The 24902-nt window shown below is 60.7% G+C and carries 19 protein-coding genes; 9 read left to right on the forward strand and 10 right to left on the reverse strand.

Annotated features, from left to right (window positions below; genetic code table 11):
* Window positions 1-44: 44 nt before the first annotated feature.
* On the reverse strand, window positions 45-2354 hold the full coding sequence (locus tag J2D73_RS14385) for a TonB-dependent receptor (protein ID WP_207882505.1): 2310 nt from the start codon (window positions 2352-2354) through the stop codon (window positions 45-47).
* Window positions 2355-2361: 7 nt separating this feature from the next.
* On the opposite strand from J2D73_RS14385, the gene J2D73_RS14390 reads away from it, so the two are divergent.
* Together J2D73_RS14390 and J2D73_RS14395 are read left to right on the forward strand one after the other, a co-directional pair.
* Window positions 2362-2706 (forward strand): hypothetical protein, encoded by a 345-nt coding sequence (locus tag J2D73_RS14390; protein ID WP_207882399.1) that lies wholly within the window; start codon window positions 2362-2364, stop codon window positions 2704-2706.
* Window positions 2669-3070: a VOC family protein gene (locus J2D73_RS14395; RefSeq protein WP_207882401.1), complete on the forward strand. Its 402-nt coding sequence runs from the start codon at window positions 2669-2671 to the stop codon at window positions 3068-3070. The genes J2D73_RS14390 and J2D73_RS14395 overlap by 38 nt, the downstream gene beginning before the upstream one ends.
* 145 nt (window positions 3071-3215) lie before the next feature.
* On the opposite strand, the gene J2D73_RS14400 is transcribed toward J2D73_RS14395, so the two are convergent.
* The 3 genes from J2D73_RS14400 to lepA form a co-directional block, all read right to left on the reverse strand.
* Window positions 3216-5594 carry a TonB-dependent siderophore receptor gene (locus J2D73_RS14400; RefSeq protein ID WP_207882403.1) on the reverse strand — a complete coding sequence of 793 codons (2379 nt, stop codon included), beginning with the start codon at window positions 5592-5594 and terminating at the stop codon, window positions 3216-3218.
* Window positions 5595-6251: 657 nt separating this feature from the next.
* Window positions 6252-7007 (reverse strand): sulfite exporter TauE/SafE family protein, encoded by a 756-nt coding sequence (locus tag J2D73_RS14405; RefSeq protein WP_207882405.1) that lies wholly within the window; start codon window positions 7005-7007, stop codon window positions 6252-6254.
* A gap of 87 nt (window positions 7008-7094) precedes the next feature.
* On the reverse strand, window positions 7095-8900 hold the full coding sequence (lepA, locus tag J2D73_RS14410; RefSeq protein ID WP_026397825.1) for a translation elongation factor 4: 1806 nt from the start codon (window positions 8898-8900) through the stop codon (window positions 7095-7097).
* Window positions 8901-9056: 156 nt separating this feature from the next.
* Here lepA and J2D73_RS14415 point away from each other — a divergent pair, with 156 nt between their 5' ends.
* The 7 genes from J2D73_RS14415 (at window position 9057) to J2D73_RS14445 (ending at window position 16968) form a co-directional block, all read left to right on the forward strand.
* Window positions 9057-10907: a M3 family oligoendopeptidase gene (locus J2D73_RS14415; RefSeq protein ID WP_207882407.1), complete on the forward strand. Its 1851-nt coding sequence runs from the start codon at window positions 9057-9059 to the stop codon at window positions 10905-10907.
* Window position 10908: 1 nt separating this feature from the next.
* Complete coding sequence (locus J2D73_RS14420) at window positions 10909-12264, forward strand: ABC1 kinase family protein (protein ID WP_207882409.1); 1356 nt, start codon at window positions 10909-10911, stop codon at window positions 12262-12264.
* 432 nt (window positions 12265-12696) lie between these two features.
* Window positions 12697-13626 (forward strand): LpxL/LpxP family acyltransferase, encoded by a 930-nt coding sequence (locus J2D73_RS14425; protein ID WP_207882411.1) that lies wholly within the window; start codon window positions 12697-12699, stop codon window positions 13624-13626.
* Window positions 13627-13829: 203 nt separating this feature from the next.
* The gene (locus tag J2D73_RS14430; RefSeq protein ID WP_207882413.1) at window positions 13830-14258 is read left to right on the forward strand and encodes a hypothetical protein; all 429 of its coding nucleotides are present in this window, start codon (window positions 13830-13832) and stop codon (window positions 14256-14258) included.
* Between the two features lie 107 nt (window positions 14259-14365).
* Complete coding sequence (gene acuR, locus J2D73_RS14435) at window positions 14366-14995, forward strand: acrylate utilization transcriptional regulator AcuR (RefSeq protein WP_207882415.1); 630 nt, start codon at window positions 14366-14368, stop codon at window positions 14993-14995.
* A gap of 40 nt (window positions 14996-15035) precedes the next feature.
* Window positions 15036-16019: an acrylyl-CoA reductase (NADPH) gene (gene acuI / locus J2D73_RS14440; protein ID WP_207882417.1), complete on the forward strand. Its 984-nt coding sequence runs from the start codon at window positions 15036-15038 to the stop codon at window positions 16017-16019.
* Between the two features lie 385 nt (window positions 16020-16404).
* Window positions 16405-16968 (forward strand): glycine zipper family protein, encoded by a 564-nt coding sequence (locus tag J2D73_RS14445; protein ID WP_243429974.1) that lies wholly within the window; start codon window positions 16405-16407, stop codon window positions 16966-16968.
* Window positions 16969-17007: 39 nt separating this feature from the next.
* Here the strand turns inward: J2D73_RS14445 and recO are convergent, their stop codons facing one another.
* From recO to dnaE, 6 genes are all read right to left on the reverse strand, one after another.
* Entirely contained in the window at window positions 17008-17745 is a 738-nt protein-coding gene (gene recO / locus J2D73_RS14450) for a DNA repair protein RecO (RefSeq protein ID WP_207882507.1), read from the reverse strand.
* Window positions 17746-17785: 40 nt separating this feature from the next.
* Entirely contained in the window at window positions 17786-18691 is a 906-nt protein-coding gene (gene tsf, locus J2D73_RS14455) for a translation elongation factor Ts (protein WP_207882419.1), read from the reverse strand.
* Between the two features lie 103 nt (window positions 18692-18794).
* Entirely contained in the window at window positions 18795-19586 is a 792-nt protein-coding gene (gene rpsB / locus J2D73_RS14460) for a 30S ribosomal protein S2 (RefSeq protein ID WP_207882421.1), read from the reverse strand.
* 196 nt (window positions 19587-19782) lie between these two features.
* Window positions 19783-20901, reverse strand: a complete 1119-nt coding sequence (locus tag J2D73_RS14465; RefSeq protein ID WP_207882423.1) for an aromatic ring-hydroxylating oxygenase subunit alpha — start codon at window positions 20899-20901, stop codon at window positions 19783-19785.
* A gap of 142 nt (window positions 20902-21043) precedes the next feature.
* Window positions 21044-21319, reverse strand: a complete 276-nt coding sequence (locus J2D73_RS14470; protein WP_207882425.1) for a hypothetical protein — start codon at window positions 21317-21319, stop codon at window positions 21044-21046.
* Between the two features lie 52 nt (window positions 21320-21371).
* On the reverse strand, window positions 21372-24806 hold the full coding sequence (gene dnaE / locus J2D73_RS14475) for a DNA polymerase III subunit alpha (protein ID WP_207882508.1): 3435 nt from the start codon (window positions 24804-24806) through the stop codon (window positions 21372-21374).
* Between the last annotated feature and the right edge of the window lie 96 nt (window positions 24807-24902).

A 24902-nucleotide genomic window follows, 5' to 3' on the forward strand; every position in this document is an offset into this window, starting at 1 on the left:
CCGTCACTATGGCGTCCAGGTGTCGCATCTCCGCCTCGGTCGGATCAGAAATCGACGGTCATGGAGAGCTTGAAGGTTCTGGGCATGCCTTGCAGCAGATAGCCATTGAAGGCGGACGACCAGTAGCTTTTGTTGGCGATATTATCGACGCCAAAGCGCGCCGTGATCGGCTTTTTCCCTGCGAGGAACGTGTAGCGCGCTGCGACGTCGAAGGTCGTCCAGACCGGCAGGTGCATGGTGTTGCCGACATTGACCATCTGCTTGCCGGTGTTGACCACGCGCCCGACGACTGTCGCGCCTTTCAGGAACGGCAGATCGTATTCGATGTTGCCGTTGATGGTGTAGTTCGGCACGCCGATAGCGGTGTGGCCGTTGTTCGCGCCGTTCGCCGTGCGGCGCAGGTCTGCGTCGGTCAGGGTGAGGCCGCCGTTGAAGCGCAGACCAGGAAGCACCTCGCCGTTCAGCATCAGTTCCATGCCGCGATTGCGCTGCATGCCGTCGACGCGGAAAATGTTGTAACCCGTGTTTCCGTAGGCCTCTGTGTACGAATTGGGTTGCGATATCTGGTAGAATGCGATGGTCGCGGCCAGACGACCGATGTCGTATTTCGCACCAACTTCGTACTGCACGCTCTGATAAGGCGAGAAGACCTGTCCCATATTGATCAGGTTCGTGCCGGTCGCCTGCGGCCCTGCGGACAGTCCTTCGATACGGTTGAAGTAGATAGCAGTCTGCTTCGTCGGGTGGATCACAAGCCCTACGGCCGGCGTGAACGCGCCTTTGTCGTAACCTGTGCTCAGACCGCCTTTTTTCGCGTAGTAATAGCTGTTTTCAAGAATGTTCTGATAACGAAAACCAGCGGTCAGGGCGATACGGTCATGCCAGAACGTCATCGTGTCCGAGAAATACAGGCTGTACAGCTTCGTCCAGGCTGATTTCAACGGATCAGAAAGATTGCCGCCGACCAGATTCTCTCCGGGTTGAGCTATCTGCTGCGTGGAGTACAGATTGCTGCGCAGGGGCACGGCGTTATTGTAATACATGGCGTAGGCCGTGTTCGCCTGCTCCCAGAGAGCCGAACCGCCTGCGTTGATCTCATGGTGAATCGGGCCAGTGTCCACATGGGCGCGCACACCGGCCCGAGTGCTTTCATTCTGTTCCTGATACGGCACGTACATGCTGCCGATTGTGCCTGCGCCCGTAGTTGCGTCCGTGACTGTCAGTGACGAGTAGTTTCCTTTCTCACTGCTGCCGAGAGACCCGAAAGCGCCATATACGGTCACATGTTTACCGAAATCATGTTCAATGTTCATCATACCGAACAGGTAATTCAGATCCGCATATGTCCAGCGCTGGCTGAAATTATGCGACACCTTCGCCGGACGCGGAACCGACGTCACGCCGGAGCCAAGAAACACGCCCCCCCTGCCCCACTGCACGTTCTGGTTCTGGAACGCCATATCGAGCGTTATGCGGGTCGCGTCGTCATGCCAGTCAAAATCACCGCCGACGACAGCGTCATGCCGGTGTTCGTGGTCGATGGAAGTCTGGCCGTCCATGCCTGCGGCGTTCAGACGAAAACCGTACGCCTTGTCCGCCCCGAACCTGCGACCGAAATCGACCGCGCCGCCGCCCTGCCCGCTGCTGGTGTAATCGGCGGTCAATCTGTTCAGCGGTGCGGCTTCGGCGTGTTTGAACATCAGGTTGATGTTGCCGCCGATCGCTGATCCGCTCGGCGCCGCTCCGTTCAGGAACGCGCTGGCGCCGTTGAGAACCTGCACCTGATCGTAAAGCTGCGGGGAGACGAGCTGCCGGGGGATGATGCCGTAGAGGCCGTTCGCCGCTACGTCGTCCCCGTCCACAGGAAAACCGCGGATGACGAACATTTCGGAGAAATTGCCGTAGCCCATGGTCGTGCGGACCGACGGATCGTTCTGAAGCACCTCGCCCAGTGTCTGCGACTGCTGGTTCAGGATCAGGCTGGAGTTGTAGCTGCGGATATTGAACGGAACATCGATGCCCTTCTTGTTGCCCAGCGCGCCGAGTTGCCCCCCGCTACTGACCAGCATGCGGTTGCGTCGTTCAGCCGTCACAAGAATGTTCTCGCGAGCCGTCGCAGCAACGCCCGCGCCTGTCGGGCCGCCCACAGGCGTTGCCGCAGTCGAGGCGTTCGGGGACGGGGCGTTTGCTGGCGTAGCGGCGGGAACAGTCGGCGCGGGCGCCGCTTTCGCCGCGTGCGCCTTTGATTTCGCGTGATGATGATGCGTATCAGCGGCCCATGCCTGCGTGACGCTCGCCCCTGCGAGCAGGAGGCTCGACAGGCAGAGGCGTCTCAGGGGGCTTCGGCTGGACATCGTGGACATGACTCGACGCGCTTTCGGAAAGGGGACCAATCTGCGCGATGCGTTAATAAGAATAACTCTCACTTGCAAGCGCAGTCTGCCCCATATCCGACCGACGACGTCCGCAGCCCTGCGCCTGCGGCATGAAGGCAACACTTCGCCCCCGGTGACGCCTGATCTTTCGAATGGCGCGCGTCCTTCGCCCCACGCCGACGTTATGCTCGCTCATGTTGAGGCTTGTGCGCCGAGCCTCTATGAACCGGACGGCTTCCTGCCGACGCTCACGGACTCAACCCCAGCGTGCCAGCAAAAGGGAACGCATCATCATGGCGAAAATGATCCACTCGATGATCCGGGTGCTTAACGAGCAAGCATCTCTGGAATTCTATGAAAAAGCGTTCGGCCTGAAGGTCGCCGAACGGTTTGCGTTTGAAAGCTTTACCCTCGTCTACCTCTCAAACAACGAGCAGAGTTTCGAACTGGAGTTGACGATCAATAACGACCGCGACCGCCCTTACGAACTCGGAGACGGTTACGGGCACCTAGCGGTTTCGGTCGACGATCTGGAAGCCGAACACGCGCGCATTGAAAACGCCGGGCTGAAACCTCTGCCCATCAAGGAGCTTTCCTGCGGCGATCGGTTCGTGGGGAAATTCTTCTTCATTGCGGACCCCGACGGTTACAAGATCGAGGTTCTGCAACGCGGCGCGCCCGGACGCTCTCTCTGAGAGCGTATTTTCCGCTAAAACCGTTACTTGAGATCTCGGATCACCAAGCCTCAAGCATTCGGCATCTCCCGGCAAACAGAGAGACTACGTCATCGGCCAGGCGACGACGTCGGGCGGTTGCCGGCGCCACCTGACAGACGCTTCCTTAGAACTCAGCCGACAGAGTGAAGTGATAGACGCGCGGCAATCCCGCGTAGAGGCTGGAGGACGCGCCAGATGTGCCGCTTGGCGCGCCGGTGTAAACAGACGCCCAATACCGTTCGTTTGTGACGTTGCTGACGCCGAAACGCACAACCCAGGGGAAACGATACACGTTGAACGCGTAACGCGTGCCCAATTCCAGCGTCGTGTAAGACCCGGTATGCAATGTGTTGGTGACGTTGGCGGCGCGGTTGCCCATGTAATGGACGCCGGCGTTGAAGGCCCATCCGGATGCGAAAGCGCCCATCGAAGCCGGCAGTCGGTAATCCAGCAATATGTTCGCCTGAAGCGGAGCCGCGCCGACAATTTCCTTTTTGTTGAGAGACCGAGAGGACGCCTTGACCAGTTCCGCGTCCAGCCATGTCATGCCTGCAAGAACAGAAAGGTTTGGCAGAATTTCGCCGGAAATCTGGGCTTCGACGCCGTAATTCCGCTGCGTGCCGCCATATTCGTAAGTCTGGCAGTTGCTTCCTGCCGCGCAGCCCGTTGGGTTCGATGCGGAAACATACAGGGCGTACGGCGATGTCATCCGAAACCCGTCAATGTTTACCTGCATTTTCTTGTATCGCAGCTTGTAGCCCACTTCGTACTCTTCCGAGTGCGCGATCGGGAGAGCGATATTCGTGTTGGTGTAGCTGGCGCTGTTCGGCGTGACAGGGCCAGCTTCAACTGATTGCCCGTAGGTAAAATAGAGAGTCTGATTTTTGGTCGGCTTGTAAATCAGACTGGTTGTCGGACTAAAAGCCGCAGACGTGTCAAATGTTTTTCTCAGAGCGCTTTGGGCGTTAAGCGCGCCTTCCTGGTTGATCCAGCTCCAGGAAAGGGTGCCCATAATCGACCAGTGTTCGTTGAATTTTATGGTGTCGCCCACGATAAAAGACTGACTGGTCACACTGCTGGATTTGTAGCGTCCACGGTAATAGGGCTGCGAACCCCTGTTTGACGTGGTTTCATACAGATTTCCCAAACCCAGGTTCTGCGCGCTGGTCACGGCGGCCACCGGGTTGTAATTCCCCATCATATAACCATTGGTGCCTATGACGAGGTCATGCTGGATGGGGCCAGTGTGAACGCGCCCATTAATATAGGCCATGTTACTGCCAACACGAAAATCATCTGCGGTCGTGGTGGCGGTCGCCTTCGAGCTGTACCAGCCATCGCTGCCTTTTCGTCCGCCACAGGTGCTGCTGCCGTCGCACAGCGTATCGGTTACGCCGAAAGATTGCCGCGCCGCATCCTGATAGAGACCGCCGAGCGTAAAGCTCCAGTTCTCGTTGAATTCATGCTTGATTTTGGCAAGAAACGTGTTGGTCTCCATGTGGTACCCGCTCCAGTCTGGAGCCAGACGCTTGCTGAGGTCCGGGGCCTCGGGCAATTTATCTCCACCAACGCCTGTCGCCAGAATACCGAACGCAGGCGCCCCGCCGCGCTGATCATAGGTGTAATGACTGGCGTCGATTTCGATAACCGTTTTATTGTCAAGGTGAATATCGAAATCGCCACTCACCATATCGCGACGCAGCCAGCTACCCTGTGCGTAGGAAGTGCCGTTTGCGTGCAACAGGTTCAAACGATATCCGAACCAGCCATTCCGACCCACGCGACCAGAAATATCGCCGTTGACCGTTGGGGTGCCTATGGAATCAACGCCTATCGAGAACCTTTCCGTCTGACGGTCGGTAGGACGTTTTAGTGTATACTCGAAGACGCCAGCCGGATTCTGGGGTCCGTACATTGCGCCGGCAAGCCCGTTGAGAACCTGCAGGTTATCGACCTGTTCGGCGGGATAAGGCGTGGTCGACACCACGTTCAGGCCGTCCAGACGAGAGTTGGCGACAACATCGGCCTCAAAGCCGCGCGATTGCGGACGAGAGGTGTTGGGGTCGCCCCGGATCTCCAGCTGCACGGACGGCAAATATTGCGCCATGTCGTTCAGGTTGCGGATCTGCTGATTGATGATGACGTCGTGCGGGACGCCCATGATGGAATAAGGCGTGTCCAGCGTGTCGCGGTTACCCAGCGGCCCAAGATAGACGGTTTTATTCATATACCTGGCATGGGCGCCGTCGGCCACATGATGACCATGAACCGTGACCGTTTCGCCGCCTGAACCGTCAAGCGTCCCCGCGATCGGGGTCGTGGAAGCGGATTTTGGTCCCTGGGCGGCCTTGTTCACGCCGACTTTTGCCGTGGCTGACTTGGCTGGTTGTATCTTCTTCTCAGGAGCGGAAGCCGGAGCCGGCGCAGCAGCCAGCGCTGACGTTGTCAGCAGGAACGTGGCAAGCATGCCGATACAAAACGGATTGTAAGAACGGTCGTGCATAAGTGGGCAGAGTCCGCGACTGAGCTGGGAAAGGAACAGTTCAACTCTCTGCCAAGCGCGCCCCGGGATGTCTATATACAAACAGACACATTTCTGTATCGGACCGTATACAACCGCAGGGTGATGCAAAAATAATACAGCCGACCACACGTCTCTTGTGACGTTCCGTCAGTTAATTCCGACGGTAGCTCCGGCGGACGCCGTCCCTGCCTAAAGATTGTTTTCTCCGCGCGGTTATGTTCCGGCCCCCTCCCTCGGATCAATGAGAAAACACTCGATGATTTTTATATTTTACGAAACAGACAGATGTTTTTCCGAAGATTCCCGCAGTCCGTTTTTGACGAAATAGCCAGCCTTGTCCGCCGCTCCGAGAGCTTATCGATACGAGGATCATCGCTATGCGCCTCACCAACGACGACAGTCGGGAACCGACTCCATCAGCGAGGTTCATCTTTCATGAGGTCCGCCCTCAAACCGAGCGGTCAGCGACGCCGCTTGCCCTCGCCATAGACAGCGACACAAACTTCCAACGTTATTGCGATAACGGAATCGTATCATGCACAGGACTGATATCGTTGTCGCCTGATGACCTCAGGCCTCATTTCCGGCCTGCGCTAACCGGCCATGTTCCCCATCCAGAACGGACGCCACGTCAGGTCAGATGACACCCGGAAACCATAGGCGAGCGAAAAACGCCGCCGTCACTAAAGCCGTCGCGGTAATGGTCATCGCGCGAACGACGCCTGACGGCAGACGACGCCCCAACCGTGCGCCCAGAACGCCGCCCAGCAATCCACCGAGCAGGGCGACGATCACGCCGGGCCAGCTTATGGCATGCGCAACGACGAAGGCCGCAATAGCGGCTGTGTTCGCCAGCGTAACCATCAGGGTTCGCGGCCCGTTAAGCGCTTTGATGTCCCGTTCGCCGAGCAACGACCATGCCGCCAGCATCATCAACCCGACCGCGCCTCCGAAATAGCCGCCATAGACGCCCAACCCGAATTGAATCAGCAGAATCGGACCGCGAGGCAGCTTGCCGTGCAGCGAGTCCCCTACCCTTCTGCCAAAGGCCAGAGCGAGCGTCGCTAGCAGCAGCAACCACGGCACGATCTCGTCGAACGCCCGACCCGGCGTGAAAAGCAGCAACAGGCCGCCAGCCAAGCCGCCGACAAGGGTGACGGGCGCGAGGCGCTGAAGCGAAACCCCACATACCGGATGGAGACCGGCGCGATAGGTCCAGGCGCTTGCGGCTCCTCCCGGCCAAAGGGCGACCGTGCTGGAAGCGTTGGCAGTCACGGGCGGAAGACCCGCAGCCAGAAATGCGGGAAACATGACGAACGAGCCGCCGCCCGCCAGCGCGTTCATCGCGCCAGCCAGCGTCCCGGCTATGAACAGCAGCGAAAGATGGTCCATCTCCCGACGCTGCGCCCGACGTCGTCGCCGTTCAAGGCCGCGCGGCTCGGACGCGCGACAACGTGAAACCGGTGGTTGAACCCGCTATCAGCGATCCATCTTGAGGGCTGCGAGGAACGCGCTTTGCGGAATCTCGACCTTGCCGAACTGCCGCATGCGTTTCTTGCCCTCTTTCTGCTTCTCCAGCAGCTTGCGCTTGCGCGAGATGTCGCCGCCATAGCACTTGGCGGTGACGTCCTTGGACATCGCGCCAATCGTCTCGCGCGCGATGACGCGCGAACCGATGGCCGCCTGAATCGCGATCTTGAACAGCTGACGCGGGATCAGGTCCTTCAGACGCGCGCAGATCGCCCGTCCCCGGCTTTCCGCCGCCGAGCGATGCGCGACGAAGGACAGCGCGTCCACCGGCTCCTGATTGACCAGAATGGAGATGCGGACGAGATCGCTCTCTTCGTATCCGTCCATCTGGTAGTCAAAGCTGGCGTAACCACGCGTCAGGGACTTCAGACGGTCGTAGAAATCGAACACCACCTCGTTCAGCGGCAGGCGATAAACCGCCATCGCGCGGTTGCCGACATAGGTGAGGTCGACCTGCGTCCCGCGCCGCTCAGAACACAGCGTCAGGACCGACCCCAGATACTCGTCCGGCACCATGATCGTCGCCTTGATCCAGGGCTCGTCGATCCGCTCGATCAGCGACGGATCCGGCATGTCCGCCGGGTTGTGCAGATCTTCGGTTTCCCCGTTCGTCCGCGTGATGTGATACACGACTGACGGTGCCGTCGCGATCAGATCGAGATCGAACTCGCGCGACAGACGCTCCTGAATGATCTCCAGATGCAGCAGCCCGAGGAAGCCGCAGCGGAAGCCGAAGCCCAGCGCGGCTGAAGTCTCCGCTTCATAATGGAACGACGCGTCGTTCAGGCGCAGCTTCGCCAGACTGTCGCGCAGCTTCTCGAAATCGTCGGCGTTTACAGGGAACAGACCGCACCACACCACAGGGATGGAAGGCTTGAAACCGGCCAGAGGCTCATCGGCAGGCTTGCGGTCGTCCGTGATCGTATCGCCGACATTGCAGTCCGCGACGGTTTTGATCGCGGCGTTGATGTAGCCCATCTCGCCCGGCCCAAGGTCATCCACAGCGACCATGCGCGGGGCGAAGACGCCGACCTGATCAACCATATGCACAGCGCCGCTGGACATCATCCGGATGCGCGCGCCCTTGCGCAGGCGACCTTCCTTGATGCGGACCAGAATCACGACGCCAAGATACGGGTCGTACCAGCTGTCGACCAGCATCGCCTTCAGCGGCTTCTCCGCATCGCCGACCGGAGGCGGCAGACGCGTCACGATGGCCTCCAGCACGCCTTCGATATTCAGGCCCGTCTTGGCCGAAATCTCGACCGCATCGTCGGCGGGAATGCCGATCACTTCCTCGATCTGCGCCTTCACCTTCTCCGGCTCGGCCGCAGGAAGATCGACCTTGTTGAGGATCGGCACGATCTCGTGGCCTGCGTCGATGGCCTGATACACGTTGGCCAGCGTCTGCGCCTCGACGCCCTGCGAGGCGTCGACGACCAGCAGCGATCCCTCGCACGCGGCGAGAGACCGGCTGACCTCATAGGCGAAGTCGACATGGCCGGGCGTGTCCATCAGGTTGAGGACGTACGTGTTGCCGTCCTTCGCCGGATAGGTCAGGCGCACGGTCTGCGCCTTGATGGTGATTCCACGCTCGCGTTCGATGTCCATGTTGTCGAGGACCTGATTGGTCATCTCGCGCGCGGACAAAGCCCCACAGGCCTGAATCAGACGGTCGGCCAGCGTCGACTTGCCATGGTCGATATGGGCGATGATCGAAAAGTTACGGATCAACTGGAGCGAGGTATCGGTCATGCGCGTCCCATAGGCGATAAACTGGGAAAAGTCAGCCATCCAGATGAGCAAAGATTCGCTCAAAGAACCTACGCCCGCCCCCGCGCCTGCAAGGAATGACGGCGAGCCGCGCAGGGTGCTCTCGCCTCATGTTTGAGGCCGCGCTACAGTTCCCACATGGTTTATGAATTTTCGCGCCCCTATCGCGGATCAACCGCTGATTCCCGCTTCTCCCCAGACGGCGCGAACGGCCCGTCGGCGCGCCTGAACGATGGTGAGCCGCCGCGCTGGGATCTCTCCGATCTCTACGCGGCCCCCGACTCGCAGAAGCTCGTCGCCGACAAAACGCACGCAGCCGAGGACGCCCGCGCGTTTCAGGACACCTATCGCGGTCGCGTAGCCAGCCTGAGCGGCAAGGAACTCGCGGAGGCGATCGAAACCTACGAGGCGATCGACGAAACCCTCGGCCGGATCGGCTCCTTTGCATCCCTGTCGTTCTCAGCCGACATGGCGGACGCGGGCGTCGCCAAATTCAACCAGTCAGTGACGGAGACCCTGTCCGACATCTCCTCCAGCCTGCTGTTCTTCACGCTGGAACTGAACCGGATCGAGGACGCTGACCTCGAACTGAAACTGCAGACTCCCGAACTGGCCCGTTGGAGCCCGTTTCTGCGCGACCTACGCATGTTCCGCGCCCATCAACTCGCCGACGACATCGAACAGGTGCTGCTGGAAAAATCCGTCACCGGCGCAAGCGCGTGGCGCCGCCTTTATGACGAGCATCTCGCTGCCCTGCGCGTGCCTTTCGGCGGCGCCCCCCTGACGCTGGGCGATACTCTCAACCGGATGTCCGATCCTGACCGCTCCGTGCGCGAGCGCGCAGCCAAGGCTGTCGGCGCCACGCTGCAGGACAACCTGCGCATGCTCTCTCTGGTCACCAACACGCTGGCCAAGGACAAGGCGATCTCGGACAAGCTGCGCGGTTACGCGCGCCCCGAATCCTACCGCAACGTCTCGAACATGGTCGAAGACGAAGTCGTCGACGCCCTTGTCTCCGCCGTCGTCGCCGATTACCCGCGCCTCTCCCATCGCTATTACGCGCTCAAGGCGAAATGGCTCGGGCTTGAGAAACTGGAGCATTGGGACCGTAACGCGCCGCTGCCGGACGTGAATGAGAGCGACATTTCCTGGCCCGAGGCGACGCGCATCGTGCGACAGGCGTATGACGGCTTTGATCCCCGGCTTGGACGGATCGTCGGCGAATTTCTCGACAAGCCATGGATCGACGCAGCGCCCGTGCCGGGCAAATCCTCCGGCGCCTTCGCGCACCCGACGGTGCCGTCCGCGCATCCCTATATCCTGATGAATTTCCGCGGCCGCACGCGCGACGTCATGACCCTTGCTCACGAAATCGGACACGGCGTGCATCAGACGCTTGCGGGGGAGCAGGGTTATTTCATGTCTGCGACCCCGTTGACGCTGGCCGAAACCGCCAGCGTCTTTGGCGAGATGCTGACGTTCCAGCACCTACTCGACGCCGAGAAGGACCCGACGCAACGGCGGCTGATGCTGGCGTCCAAGGTCGAGGACATGCTGAACACGGTCGTCCGACAGATCGCCTTCTACCGGTTCGAGAGCCTCGTTCATAACGAACGTCGCGACGGGGAGCTTCTGCCGGAGCGGATCGGCGAATTGTGGCGTCAGGTGCAGACGGAAAGCCTCGGCCCGGCTTTCAACTTCACGCCGGATTACGACACGTACTGGTCATACGTCCCGCACTTCATCCATTCGCCGTTCTACGTCTACGCATACGCGTTCGGCGACTGTCTGGTGAACGCCCTGTATGGCGTGTATCGCGAAAACGGCTCGGGTTTTCAGGATAAATATATCGCCATGCTGCAGGCAGGCGGCACGCTGCGCCACAAGGAACTGCTGGCGCCGTTCGGGCTGGACGCCAGCGACCCTGCCTTCTGGCGCAAGGGACTGGACGTTATTTCCGGCTTCATAGATCAGTTGGAGAGTGCCTGACATGGCCGGGCGCGATCTGGACGACAGCGGCCTTTTCGGCGAGCTGCGACGTATGGTGCGCACGACCGGAACGGTTGGCGGCATAGCGGCGCGCATCGCCGGTCATCGCATCGGCATTACCGGCGGCAGCGCCGCGCACGCTGAGGATCTGAAAGGCGTCCTCGGCGGCCTCAAGGGTCCGCTGATGAAAGCGGCTCAGCTTCTCGCAACAATTCCAGGCGCACTGCCCGACGATTACGCGCTTGAGCTGTCACAGCTCCAGTCGAACGCCCCGCCCATGGGGTGGAGCTTCGTCCGCCGCCGCATGAGCACGGAACTCGGCCCGAACTGGCAGCAGCGCTTCAAGCAGTTCGGGCAGGAAGCCGCCGCCGCCGCCAGTTTGGGACAGGTCCACAAGGCCGTCCTGCCTGACGGGAAAATCGTCGCCTGCAAGCTGCAATATCCCGACATGACGACGACGGTCGAAGCCGATCTCAAGCAGTTTCGCATGGCGATGGGCGTCTACCATCGCCTCGACAACGCCATAAGGCAGGACGACGTCATCGAGGAACTGACCGAGCGCCTGCGCGAAGAGCTGGACTACACGCGCGAAGCCGCGAACCTGCGGCTTTACGGTGTGATGCTCCGGAACTCCCAATCCGTCACGATACCCCGCACGGTCCCGGATCTCTGCACGCGACGCCTGCTGACGATGCAATGGGTGGATGGGCGTTCTTTACAGTCGGTGCTCGACACAAACCCGTCACAGGAAGAGCGCAACGCCATGGCGCGCGCGTTGTTCGAAGCCTGGTATGTGCCGCTCTATCGCTACGGGGTGATCCATGGCGACCCGCACATGGGCAATTTCACCGTCCGCGACGATTTCGGATTCAATCTTCTGGACTTTGGCGCAATCCGTGTGTTTCGTCCGCGCTTCGTGCGCGGCATCATCGAACTTTGCGAAGGCCTACGGGTCGGCGATATCGACAGGACCGCACATGCCTACGAAATGTGGGGCTTCAGCAATCTGTCGCGTGACACGATGACAGTGCTCAACGAGTGGGCCAGCTTTCTCTACGAACCCCTGATGCAGGATCGTGAGCGCGCCATTCAGGAGGACGAAGGTACGATCTTCGGTCGCGATATCGCCGCGCGAGTGCACGCAGGACTGCAACGCACGGGCGGCGTAAAGCCGCCGCGCGAGTTTGTTCTGGTGGATCGTTCCGCCATCGGGCTTGGCTCCGTATTCATGCGTCTGGGCGCGAAATTGAACTGGCACCGAATGTTCCAGGACCTGATTGCAGATTTCAATGAGGACGACCTCGCACGCCGTCAACAGGCGGCGCTTCAGGAAGCCGGGGTAAAAGTCGGCGTGTAAGTCAGTGCGCTCAGGCGTACACGGCAGTTTTCTTCTGTCCCTGCCACGCCATGCGCACACGCGTACAACCCTCGTGTTAACGCACCCCTGAAGTTATGTCCGTCAGCGTCCCGATGGGCGCATGTTCGGAGTATCCCTTCTCCACCACGATCAAGCGCAATCGCCACGCTGGCTGGGCCTTGGCATTTTTTCACCCGCCGCAATTCAAGTTTCGGCCCGTGCGCTTGTGCGACGCGCCGAAACTGTTCGTAACGCGTCAAAAGAAAAATATGTGATATACAGGACGCACAGGACATTCCTGTTTGTCTCCCATAACAGGATACACCCGATGAACGCCCACCGGACGTCGACTCGCGGCGCGCTATCGTGCTGCCCGGCTGGGCGCGCGCGTCTTAATTTTCTAGAAAATTCTCCGAAATATCGTGTGAATTCATGAGTGCAGACATCACGCCGTCCCGAAGCCGCCGCTTCCGGGCCTATATGACGGAAATGAGTTTCAACGGCGCAGTCGGCCTGATGCGCCTTATCGGCCCGGCTCAGGCCTCTCATGTCGGCGCGAAACTGGCCGGATTTATCGGTCCTTTTCTCTCATCCACGCGAACGGGGATGCAGAATCTGGCAATCGCTTTCCCTGACATGGAAGACAGGGAGAGAAAGCAGGTCGTGCGTGGAGCCTGGAACAATCTTGGCCGCGTAATCGGAGAGTTTTCCCATCTCCGAAACTTCGCTCGCACATCCAGCGGACCGGGATGGGAAATCGCGGGAGAGGAACATATCGCAGCCGCGTGGCGGAATGGACAGCCTCCGATTTTCTTTTCTGCCCATGTCGGAAATTGGGAAATGATTCTTCCGATTGCTGGCGCTTTGGGATTGCCGGTCAGCGGGGTTTACCGCGCGGCGTCGAATCCGATCGTCGAGCGCCTCGTTCAGGGCATCCGCGATGAAGCGGGGAATGGAACATCTATGTTCCCCAAGGGATCGCGCGGCGCCCGATCCATCGTCGGACACATGGCTTCAGGCGGGACAGTCGGTCTTCTTGTCGATCAGAAAATGAACGATGGCATCGCCGTCCCTTTTTTCGGCAGGGATGCGTGGACCGCGCCTGCCCTCGCGCAGTTGGCAATGCGCTTTCAGCGCGACATCGTGCCCATCCGCGTCGTACGGCTCGGCGCCGCGCGTTTTCAGCTTATTTGTGAACCAGCCCTGACAATTACGAAGACAGGAGAGCGCGCAGCGGACGAGCTCTCCATCATGAAACTTGTCAACGCGCATGTCGAACGATGGGTCAAGGAAGAGCCGCATCAATGGTTGTGGTTTCATCGCAGATGGCCCAAGCACGAGGCCACCGCAACCTCGCGCTGAGGGACGCGACCACCCCTTCGCTCCTGCGCTTATCATGAGCAGGTTTTTCGCAAAGCTGTCCTGATAAACTCGAGTCCATGTTTGCGGCTGCGCGGCCTCATGCGTAATCTCGGCGAATTCTGAGTCCGCCGTGTCCTGCCAACGTCAGGTTTCGATCCAAATGGCGGCCTCTGCCCACAACACCGCGCGCGAGGCGTCAGACCATGGCTTTTTCAGACGACGCCATCGAACATCTCGCCCGACGATTGCTCGATTACAGCCTTCCCAAACACGAGTGGACGCATGAAGCCCACTTTGCAGCGACCTTGTGGCTTTTGAGAAAGCGCCCTGAGCTCACGACTCCGGACGCGTTACGCGCCATCATCACCACTTACAATGACGCCACCAACACGCCGAACACCGATGTCAGCGGCTATCACCACACCATCACGCAGGCGTCCCTGAGAGGCGCCCGGCATCATCTGACGACACACCCGCCGGAGACGCCGCTGCATATCCTGCTCGGTCACACCATGGCGTCACCCCTCGGACGCTCGGACTGGCTTCTGTCCTACTGGACCCGCCCGATTCTTTTCAGTCCCGTCGCCAGACGCACGTGGGTAGACCCCGACTTTTCCGCTCTTCCTTTTTGAACCCTCCCTCGCGCCAAGCGGTGTTGGCGCGATCCCTCTCATTTTCTTGATCTCACTCTGCTGCTTCGTAACTTGTTTAATTAGACGATCGTCTACAATATTGCGCCATGGACGCAACCGCCCCTACCCGGCGCAGAGGACGCCCCCCCGGACGCGCCAACACGCACGCAGCTACGCGCGAACGACTTTTGCGAGCGGGCGTGGCGGCCCTTACTGAACAGGGGTTTCTTGCAACGGGACTCGACACGATCCTTAAAGACGCAAGCGTGCCCAAGGGCTCGTTTTATTACTACTTCGACAGTAAAGAGGCATTGGGGCTGGCCCTGATCGACTCCTATGCTGACTATTTCAACGGCAAACTGGACAAATGGCTGACGGACAGAGACGTCCCTCCCCTAAGGCGGGTGGAGAACTTTGTCGCCGACGCAGCCGCCGGCATGACGCGGCATGACTTTCGACGCGGTTGTCTGATCGGGAACCTCACACAGGAATTCTCCTCTGTTCCCGAGAGCCTACAATTGGCGTTGCAGAACGTCATGCGCGAGTGGGAGCGACGTCTGGCAGCCTGCCTCACAGAATTTGATGCCGGACGAGCTCAAATCTGGGCGAATTTTTTCTGGATCGGCTGGGAAGGCGCCGTGCTCCGCGCGCGTATGGAACGTTCTTCACGACCCCTCGACATTTTCGCAAACGGTTTCTTCGTGCTCGTTCGCGGCGGGCGGTCGCCGTCCGATTAGACAAACGACGCTTCACCAACCTTCTGAAGAGAACCTCTCAATGTTCGACGCCCTGTTGATAGAAAAATCTCCCGACGGACAGCAAAGCGTTCATGTACGACAAGTCGATGAAACGTCTCTCCCCGATGGGGACGTAACCGTTCGCGTCGAATGGTCGACGCTCAACTACAAGGACGCGCTCGCCATCACAGGACGGGGACCGATCATTCGACAATTCCCCATGGCGCCCGGCGTCGATTTCGCAGGCGTCGTCGAAAAGTCGTCCAACTCCGCCTTCGCCCCCGGCGACCGCGTGCTGCTCAACGGCTGGGGAGTTGGGGAGAAGCATTGGGGGGGGCTCGCGCAAAAAGCCCGCGTACCCGGCGAGTGGTTGACTCCGCTTCCATCTGCGTTCTCCACTCGCTCGGCGATGGCGTTGGGAACAGCGGGCTACACGGCGATGCTCTGCATTCTCGCGCTTCAACAGCAAGGCGTTACGAGGGAGAGCGGGCCCGTACTGGTCACGGGCGCGTCCGGAGGCGTCGGAAGCGTCGCGGTCATGCTTCTCGCTCGCCTTGGCTATCACGTCGTCGCCGTGACGGGACGGGAGGCGGAACGCGACCACCTTACGCAACTTGGCGCTTCTGAGATTCTTCCCCGGGAGGACTTCAGCAAACCCGGAAAGCCACTGGAGAAAGCGCGGTGGGCTGGCGCTGTCGACGTCGCCGGCGGTCAGGTGCTGGCCAATGTCTGCGCCTCCATGAAGCCTGGCGGCGTAGTTACGGCGTGCGGCCTTGCCGCCGGAATGGATTTTCCAGCGACCGTCGCCCCCTTCATCCTGCGCGGCGTCACTCTTGTCGGCATCGACAGCGTGATGTGCGATCATGGCCGCCGGGTGAAAGCATGGGACGCACTCGCGGAACTTGTCGACATGGACAAACTCGACAGTCAGACAAAAGAAATTACGCTACAGGATGCAGTCGAAGCGGCGGCGGCGCTGCTTGACGGAAAACTGCACGGACGGGCCGTCGTGAAGCTGGACTGATAGCGGCGTTTTTTTCCAACTGATCTTGCAGATACTCAAGCGGAGCAGACGGCAAAAGGCGATCAGCCCCCCCTCTCCTGCCAGTTCAGCGTAGACTGATATCCGGCAAAGGTTGACCCGTCGGGATCGTTCCGCCACGGCAGGTAAGCGGCAGGACGCATCGTAACCTTATTCCCCAGATGGACTTCAGGCACACCGATCGTCGCAAACGCTTCTCATCGATAGCCAAATTGAACGCACGAGCGTTACAATAGTGCGCCCTGTAAGGAACGCCATTCGTGCATCGCGCGCGCATAGTTACAGAGATGCGCTTTGCAACTATGGTCGTGTGTGTTGTTACGCAGTTCTTCTTGCCCACCCCCTCTGGCTGAGCTTTGATCCGCGCATGAATTCCCGTCTCGCCCTGCCGACACTCGCACTGGCCGCACTCCTCTCAGCGTGCGCGACCACTCCGGATGGTCCGTCCGTTCCCGTGATGCCGCCACCGGGTAAAAGTTTCGCGCAGTTTTCGCAGGAATCGGACTTCTGCAAATCCCAGGCGACGAACGCCGTCCATGGGCAGGCCGAAAACGCAAACCACCGCGCCATCGTCGGCGCCCTGATCCCTACCGCTATCGGAGCTGGTCTGGGCGCCGCAATCGGATCGGCTTACGGAGATCCGTGGCACGGATCCTATGCGGGCACAGGCGCCGGGATCGGCGCAGGGTCTGGCGCCGCCGTTGGAGGCGCAATGGGCATGGCCTCGTCCAGTCGGGCTCAGGGCGGCATTCAGCAGCAGTATGACAACGTCTACGCGGCATGCATGCTGACTTACGGCAACCTAATCCCCGGCATGACCCAACGGCCGTCCTACGCACCGGGCGGCGCAACCCCTCCCATGGGACCGCCCCCCGGATCGGCGCAGCCTTATGGCGGTTATGGCTATGGCGGAGGTCCAGGGGGCTACTAGCCTGCTGGATCGAGACTGTGGCGGCAGGTTGAGGCCGACTCAGGCGGATTGCTCGCGTAAAGCACGCGCAAGGTCAGCGATACGCTGACGTGCAGAGGGTAATGGGCGATGGAGTGGACCGAACACGTCACGCCATAGAAAATGTCCAGTGAGCCGCAAACCTTCGCTCCACTGCTCCGGCGTTCCAAAATCCGACGGGTCCATGAACAACGCCGGCAACGGTAGAAGACGCTGCGCCCATATCCCCGCTGCGTCCCGCGATACCGCGCGGCCCGTCCGCGGAGAGACGTAGGCCAACCCCTCTCGCTCGCCCGTTACTGCGCAAGCCGAAAGATCGAGCGCAAACCCCAAATCAGCCAGAAGCGCCACTTCCCAACGGAGCAGATTTGCAAACGCGTCTTCCTCCCGAGGAAGAGCGGACAGCACCGCTACCGTATCGTCGAACAGATGCGGATGCGGTTGTCGCTCCGGCAGCGCCAGATCCGCGACGGCGCAAATAGAGGATAGGCATGAGAGGGCTATACGGGACTGGATGGCGCGGCCCGCGATTGCCGCTACGGTCTCACCGACAAGCGAACCGAGTTGTTCGGCGGAGCGCGCCCGCCATTGCGCATGAACCAGATTGCCCGGTTGCCACATGGCCGCATTGCGCCGGGCGCCGCCACCACGCGCAAGGCCATGCACGACACCATGTTCTGCTGAAAACAGGTGGACGAGAAGATCGACCTCGCCAAACGGGGCCGTAGAAAGAACAAGGGCGGGCGCCTCCCATTCCAGGGAAGCCCCGCCCTCCTTCGTCACCGGAGTGAGCCCGACCTCAGCCGCCAGCAGCCTTAGCCACTTCCGCGGCGAAATCGCTCTCTTCCTTCTCGATGCCTTCACCGAGGTGGAAGCGGTCGAACGCAGCAAGCTTGACGCCAGCCTTGTCGAGGATCGCCTTCACGCGGCTCTCGCCGTCATGCACCCACACCTGCTCCAGAAGAACGACTTCCTCGTAGAACTTCCGGATACGGCCTTCGATCATCTTCTCGATGATCGCTTCCGGCTTGCCGGACGCACGCGCCTGCTCCTTGAGGACTTCACGCTCACGCTCGACCGAAGCCGGATCGATGCTGGAGACGTCCAGAGCAGCCGGGCGGGTCGCCGCAACATGCATGCCGACCTGACGGCCCAGAGCGACGATCGCGTCGCCAGCCGTCGGCGCTTCGACCGCAGCCAGAACGCCAATTTTGCCGAGGCCCGGCTTCAGGGCGCCGTGGACATAGGTCGCGACCTCGCCCGACGGGACTTCCAGAACACGCACGCGGCGGATCGACATGTTCTCGCCAATCGTCGCGATCAGGTGCGTCAGCTCTTCGGCGACCGTACGACCGGTCTCCAGAGCAGCGGCCTTCACGGTCTCAAGGTCATCGCCAACCTTCAGAGCGACCTTCGCCACGGACTCGACGAAGCCCTGGAAGGCCTCGTTGCGCGCAACGAAATCGGTCTCGGCGTTGACTTCGACCATCGCGCCGCGACGACCTTCCGACACGACGCCGACAAGGCCTTCGGCCGTGACGCGACCGGACTTTTTCGCTGCCGCGGCGAGGCCCTTCGTGCGCAGCCAGTCGATGGCGGCTTCAATGTCGCCACCCGCCTCGTTCAGCGCCTTCTTGCAGTCCATCATGCCTGCGCCGGTCTTCTCACGAAGATCCTTCACCAGCGCTGCGGTGATTTCCGCCATAGTCCCATCTCCAGAATAGCGGCAAGCACGTCGCCATTTCGGGACGTGCTTGCGTTCATGCTCAAAATCGTGCGGCGCTCCGGGTCATCCCGGAGCGTCGTCATCAGGCTGCGGGAGCAGCCTCTGCGGCGGCCAGCTCGGCGGCGTCGATCGCGGGATCGATCGGCGCCTCTTCCGACGCGCCGATGTCGCGGCCAGAGGCGCTCAGCTCGGCGGAAATGCCGTCAAGAACGGCGCCCGACACGAGGTTGCAGTACAGCTCGATCGCGCGGATGGCGTCGTCGTTGCCCGGGATCGGGAACGTCACGCCTTCAGGGTTCGAGTTGCTGTCGAGGACCGCGATGACCGGGATGCCAAGCTTGTTGGCTTCCTCGACCGCCAGCTTCTCCTTCGTCGTGTCGATGACGAACAGGATGTCCGGAAGGCCGCCCATCTCCTTGATTCCGCCGAGGGAGCGCTCAAGCTTCTCCTTGTCGCGGGTGATGTCGAGGACTTCCTTCTTGGTCAGACCATGGGTGTCGCCAGCCAGCATGTCTTCGATCTGACGAAGACGCTTGATGGAGCCCGTGATGGTCTTCCAGTTCGTCAGCATGCCGCCGAGCCAGCGGTGGTTGACGTAATACTGGCCGCAACGCTGCGCAGCTTCGGCGACCTGATCGGCCGCGGCGCGCTTCGTGCCGACGAACAGGACACGACCGCCGCCAGCGACGGTGTCACGCACAGCCTTCAGGGCGCGGTCGAGAAGGACCACCGTCTGCTGCAGGTCGATGATGTGGACCTGGTTGCGCACGCCGAACAGGTACGGCGCCATGCGCGGGTTCCAGCGGCGAGTGTGGTGACCAAAGTGAACGCCGGCTTCGAGGAGCTGACGCAGGGTGAAATCGGGCATCGCCATGATGCGGTATCCTTAGGTTCCGGTTATTCCTCCGCAGCGCATCGGCCCGACAATGTCGGACACCAGGAATCGCGCCGCGTGCGTAGTCCCGCGCGTCTCCACGCGGACGCGCCGCATATGGCGGTTTCAGGCCGAAAAAGCAACCCTTCGCGTCACTCCGTCCGGGCGGCGGACATGACCAGTCAGCGTCATCGTGTCAGAGGGCCGTCCTGACCGTCGGGGCGCCGGAGCGGATCAACAGATCCCTCAGGTTGCGAACCACCGGAAACACCTCGACATTATGGTCGCCTCCCAGTTCGCGCCACGCCTGCTGCTCCATTTCCACGACTTCCTTGTCTTCGTGGAAAATCCGATCGGTGAATATGCCAAGAACCGGCCACGCCAGATCCAGCAGAAACTTCCACTTCGGGCGCTTCACGGACAGCAGGCCGAATGTCTGCGTTGTCAGTTGATCCTGCCCCTGAGGCACGTAGGCAACCCAGAGATCCATCACCAGATCCCCATCCTTGTCGTGAATTTGCAAGGTCTGGTAAGGGTAAGACGTTCGCACGGTCACGATTTCGTCGACCGGCTGCTGGCTGACGTCGATATCCTTGTGCTTGCCGAACAGCAAACGCTCCGCGAGCGGCTGGTCGCCGCCCTTGCGTGCAAAGCTGTAACGCGCCTCGACAAAATCCTCGCCCCTGCCCTGCCCCATGAAACGCGCAGTGATCTGCCCCATCTGGCGGCGGTGCAGGAACTGATGGTTCATATCCATCAGGTTCTCGTGCATGAAGCTGTAGTGACATTCCACGCGCGGATCGAAACGACGCGTCTTGAACTCCGGATTGTCCACCTGGCATGGCTGCGGCACGGGCGTGCGGGCTGCAAGTTCCGGATTTCCGGGAAACACGAACACGAGCCCCCCGCTTTCACGGCACGGGTATGCACGCACGCCGCGTCCGTTTCCGGGCTTATTGAGATAAGGGACCGTGACGCAGGAGCCTTTTCGATCAAAGGCCCAGCCGTGATAGCAACACCGGATCGTCTCGCCTTCGATCTTGCCTTTGCTCAGCGGAACCTGACGGTGGGCGCACCGGTCTTCCAGCGCATAGAGCGGACCAGTCTCAGGGCGTATGAGAACCAGAGGTTCACCCGCATAACGCGCAGCGAACGGCCTGCCCCGCCTGACCTGATGCGACCAGGCCACCGGGAGCCAGAAATCCGGATTGAGATCGACGCGCCGCAGATCGGGACCGCTACGCGCGACATGATCGCTGGTCACGCCTGAACGTGGATCGTTCGGCGCGTCAAAATGACGCTTTTCCTGCAGCATGGCTTCAGATGTCCCTCCACGCGACGTCACGGCGCTGAAGGGCGAGGATCGAACCTGTTACAGGATGTTGCAAGTGCGCCGGGGCATGGCAGCCACGCAAAACATTCGAAGGCCGAGAGGAAGACTACCTATAAAGAAAAATTCAGGACGCCTGATGCAGTCCGTAGAGGCTGTACTGCTCCATCATTCTGGCGGTCGGGTACTGGTCTTCGACAACGCCGTTCGTGCCGTAAGTCTCGACAACCACGATGCCCAGCGCCGGATCGATATGAGAGGCCGGATTGAAAAGCGGCGTGTCTGCCGAAACCGACGTCTTTTTCTCCGCAGGTGCGCCCGAAACATGCGCCGTCGCATGGCCCTCGGAACCCTCATAGGTTGCAGACGTCGTCTGGGCTAAAGCGCTGCTTAAGATTTGCATGTCACACCTCGGACAAATACAACCATAAAAATATTATTCCGGCAATAGTTTTTCAACTCTGGATTGAAGATCCCATTTCCACTTTCGTAACACCCATCACGCTCTTCAGCGCCTGACCCACTACCGGACTGACGCGGTAACCGCCGCGCAGGCGAAGCTCCACGTCCCTGCTGTCTCCAATCGCCGGAACCAGCACCACCCTCCCAACGCCGCCGCGTTGCCGGGACAGGATCGCCTGCACGCCCGACACCGCGTCTTCACGATCCAGCCAGATCCGCATTTCCCCACCAGCCTGCGAGGCTACATCCTCCAGCGACTGCAGGTCGGTGGCCGTTATCCGAACGGCTTCCCCCTCGACCTTGAGTTCGGCAGTCACCATCACCGCCTTGCCCGCGACCAGCAATTCACGGGTCCGTCCCAGAATTTCGGAGAACAACGTCACTTCGCATCCACCGGTGGCGTCCGACAGCCGCACCCACGCCATCTTGCCTCCACTACGCGTCGGGCGCTCCTTGCGATCGATCACGCAGCCAGCAATTTTCGCGCGCGTCACCCCGCTCTCCGCCGAAGCCGTCAAGCGGGCCATGGGAATTGCGCCAAGACGACGCAGCGTCGCTCGATACGCGTCGAGCGGATGGCCAGACATATGGAAGCCGATCGCATCGGCTTCGTAAGAAAGCTTGTCGAACTCCGGCCATTCAGGGTCCTGGCTCAACCGCAATGGCTCTGCTTCCGGCGCATCTCCGAACAGCCCGACCTGCCCGCTCGCCGCTTCCTGCGCGCGCATCTGGGCGCGACGCAAAATGCTCTCGACCGACCCGAAAACACGCGCCCTGTTGGGCTCTAGCGCATCGAAAGCCCCAGCCCTGGCCAGATTTTCCAACTGCATCTTGTTGAGTTGCTTCGGATCGACCCGCGCTGCGAAATCGGCGAGGCTTTCGAACGCCTTGCCTCCGCGCGTGTCCACGATGCCGCACATGGCGGCGAGACCCACTTTCTTCACGGCCGCCAAAGCGTATCGAATGCCGAGTTTGCCGTCAGGCAGATGCTCGACGGTAAAATCCGGTCCAGACCGGTTAATGTCGGGCGGCAGCACCGCGATGCCCAAACGCGTCGCCTCCTGCCGCAACGCCGCCAGTTTCTCCGTGCGCTCCCGCGCCAGCGACATGCAGGCGGCAAGAAACGACACCGGGTGGTTCGCCTTCATCCACGCCGTCTGGTACGACACAAGCGCATAGGCTGCCGCGTGCGACTTATTGAAGCCGTAGTCAGCAAATTTTGCCATGAGGTCGAAAACTTCGACCGCCTTGTCCTTGTCTACGCCTCGCCCTGTCGCGCCCTCGGTGAAAATCTCACGCTGCTTGTCCATCTCGGCGCGGATTTTCTTACCCATCGCGCGACGCAACAGATCGGCGCCGCCGAGGCTGTAGCCCGCCATCTTCTGGGCGATCTGCATGACCTGTTCCTGATAGACCATGATCCCATAGGTCTCTTCCAGGATCTCACGGATTTCCTCGTGCGGCGGCTCCCACGCCTCTCCATGTTTTCTGCGGCAATAATCAGGGATATTCGCCATCGGCCCAGGACGATACAGCGCCACGGCGGCGATCAGATCCTCAAGCCGCGTCGGACGCATCTGCTTGAGGACGTCGCGCATGCCTGCGCCTTCGAACTGGAACACGCCAGCCGTATCGCCACGCGACAGCATTTCGTACGTCGGGGCATCGTTAAGAGGAATTTTCGAAAGGTCGACTTCTACGCCAAGCCCTTTCAGAAAATTTACGCCGCGCTGCAGAATCGTGAGCGTCGTCAGGCCGAGAAAGTCGAACTTCACCAACCCAGCTTGCTCAACGAACTTCATGTTGAACTGCGTGACCAGCATGTCGCTTTTCGGATCGCGATACAGCGGCACCAGTTCGACAAGGCGCCGATCGCCGATCACAACGCCCGCGGCGTGGGTCGAGGCATGTCGGTAAAGCCCTTCAAGCTGCTGCCCGATCTCGAGCAAACGCCGTAACGCCTCGTCCGTATCGCGCATTTCCTGCAAACGCGGTTCGCCGTCGACCGCCTGCTTCAACGTCACGGGGTTCGCGGGATTGTTTGGAATCAGCTCGGCGACCTTGTTGACCATGCCGTACGGCAAGCCCAACACGCGCCCGACGTCGCGCACCGCCGCCCTGGCCTGCAATTTTCCGAACGTGATGATCTGCGCCACCCGATCCGCGCCGTATTCGCGGCGCACATAGGCGATCACCTCATCCCGGCGGTCCTGGCAGAAGTCGATATCGAAGTCGGGCATCGACACGCGTTCCGGATTCAGGAAGCGCTCGAACAGAAGGTTGAACGGAATAGGGTCGATGTCTGTGATCGTCAGCGCCCATGCGGCGAGAGACCCTGCGCCCGATCCACGTCCCGGCCCCACCGGGATGTCATGCGCCTTCGCCCACTGGATGAAGTCCGCGACGATCATGAAATAACCGGGGAAGCCCATCTTCGATATGATGTCGAGTTCGAACTCCAGACGGTCTTCATACACCCGCCGTGTCGTCTCGTCGGGCGAAAGAACCTCCATGCGTGACGCCAGCCCCTCGCGCGCCATGGCGCGCAGGGTCTCGTCCTCCGTCGAGCCTTCGCGCACTTTCGGGCAGATCGGCAAAAGAGGCTTGCGCGTCTCAACCTTGATGGCGCAGCACTGAGCGATCGCGAGCGTGTTGTCGCAGGCGTCGGGCAGATCGCTGAAAAGCTCGCGCATCATGGCCGGAGGCTTGAACCAGTGCTCCGGCGTGACCTTCCAGCGATCCTTCTCCGCCATCGTTCGCCCCTGCGCGATGCAGATCAGCGCGTCATGGGCTTCGTAAAATTCCGGTTTAGGAAAGAAACATTCATTCGTCGCAACCAGCGGCAGGCGCATCCGGTCCGCAAGCGCGATCACGCCCGGCTCCACCGCCTGCTCTATCGGCAAACCGTGGCGATGCAACTCCACGGCGACGGAATCGCCGAACGCCTCACGCATCCGCGCGAGCCACGCTTCGGCTTCCGCCTCCTGCCCCTCCGCGAGCATGCGGTACAGTGGGCCGCGCGTGCCTCCCGTCAGCAGGAAAAGCCCCTCCGCATGATCGGCGAGAACGTCCAACGCCACGAACGGATCGCTGGCGTCGCTGTCCAGAAATCCTGCTGACGAGAGAAACTGGAGGTTCGCAAGCCCGGTGGCGTTTCGCGCCAGCAGCGCTACGGGCTCCGACTGCGCGCCGGGACGGTCATCACGCGAAGGCAAACCCACCTGACAACCGATGATCGGCTGCACGCCCTTGCCACTGCAATATTGGGAAAATTCTAGAGCGCCGAACAGGTTGCCCGTATCGGTGATCGCCACGGCGGGCATGTCCATGCCACGCGCGAGAGCCGCCATTTCGGGGATCCGGATCGCTCCCTGACTGAGCGAGTAGGCTGAATGGACGCGGAGATGGACAAAATCGGCGTAGGGCATCCTGCAAGGATAACACGCCGTCGCCCCATCCGACATCCGGCAGGTCGGCGATTCCGCCGGCACGACGAAACCGCCCGAGCCTCAACCGCCCCGGAT

The sequence above is a fragment of the Acetobacter sacchari genome (genome assembly GCF_017377715.1).
Taxonomy (GTDB): Bacteria; Pseudomonadota; Alphaproteobacteria; order Acetobacterales; family Acetobacteraceae; genus Acetobacter; species Acetobacter sacchari.

Excerpts from the sequence above, each read along its gene's own strand:
- J2D73_RS14385 (WP_207882505.1), bottom strand. The coding sequence starts at position 2,354 with ATGTCCAGCCGAAGCCCCCTGAGACGCCTCTGCCTGTCGAGCCTCCTG.
- J2D73_RS14390 (WP_207882399.1), top strand. The coding sequence starts at position 2,362 with ATGACTCGACGCGCTTTCGGAAAGGGGACCAATCTGCGCGATGCGTTA.
- J2D73_RS14395 (WP_207882401.1), top strand. The coding sequence starts at position 2,669 with ATGGCGAAAATGATCCACTCGATGATCCGGGTGCTTAACGAGCAAGCA.
- J2D73_RS14400 (WP_207882403.1), bottom strand. The coding sequence starts at position 5,594 with ATGCACGACCGTTCTTACAATCCGTTTTGTATCGGCATGCTTGCCACG.
- J2D73_RS14405 (WP_207882405.1), bottom strand. The coding sequence starts at position 7,007 with ATGGACCATCTTTCGCTGCTGTTCATAGCCGGGACGCTGGCTGGCGCG.
- lepA (WP_026397825.1), bottom strand. The coding sequence starts at position 8,900 with ATGACCGATACCTCGCTCCAGTTGATCCGTAACTTTTCGATCATCGCC.
- J2D73_RS14415 (WP_207882407.1), top strand. The coding sequence starts at position 9,057 with ATGGTTTATGAATTTTCGCGCCCCTATCGCGGATCAACCGCTGATTCC.
- J2D73_RS14420 (WP_207882409.1), top strand. The coding sequence starts at position 10,909 with ATGGCCGGGCGCGATCTGGACGACAGCGGCCTTTTCGGCGAGCTGCGA.
- J2D73_RS14425 (WP_207882411.1), top strand. The coding sequence starts at position 12,697 with ATGAGTGCAGACATCACGCCGTCCCGAAGCCGCCGCTTCCGGGCCTAT.
- J2D73_RS14430 (WP_207882413.1), top strand. The coding sequence starts at position 13,830 with ATGGCTTTTTCAGACGACGCCATCGAACATCTCGCCCGACGATTGCTC.
- acuR (WP_207882415.1), top strand. The coding sequence starts at position 14,366 with ATGGACGCAACCGCCCCTACCCGGCGCAGAGGACGCCCCCCCGGACGC.
- acuI (WP_207882417.1), top strand. The coding sequence starts at position 15,036 with ATGTTCGACGCCCTGTTGATAGAAAAATCTCCCGACGGACAGCAAAGC.
- J2D73_RS14445 (WP_243429974.1), top strand. The coding sequence starts at position 16,405 with ATGAATTCCCGTCTCGCCCTGCCGACACTCGCACTGGCCGCACTCCTC.
- tsf (WP_207882419.1), bottom strand. The coding sequence starts at position 18,691 with ATGGCGGAAATCACCGCAGCGCTGGTGAAGGATCTTCGTGAGAAGACC.
- rpsB (WP_207882421.1), bottom strand. The coding sequence starts at position 19,586 with ATGGCGATGCCCGATTTCACCCTGCGTCAGCTCCTCGAAGCCGGCGTT.
- J2D73_RS14465 (WP_207882423.1), bottom strand. The coding sequence starts at position 20,901 with ATGCTGCAGGAAAAGCGTCATTTTGACGCGCCGAACGATCCACGTTCA.
- J2D73_RS14470 (WP_207882425.1), bottom strand. The coding sequence starts at position 21,319 with ATGCAAATCTTAAGCAGCGCTTTAGCCCAGACGACGTCTGCAACCTAT.
- dnaE (WP_207882508.1), bottom strand. The coding sequence starts at position 24,806 with ATGCCCTACGCCGATTTTGTCCATCTCCGCGTCCATTCAGCCTACTCG.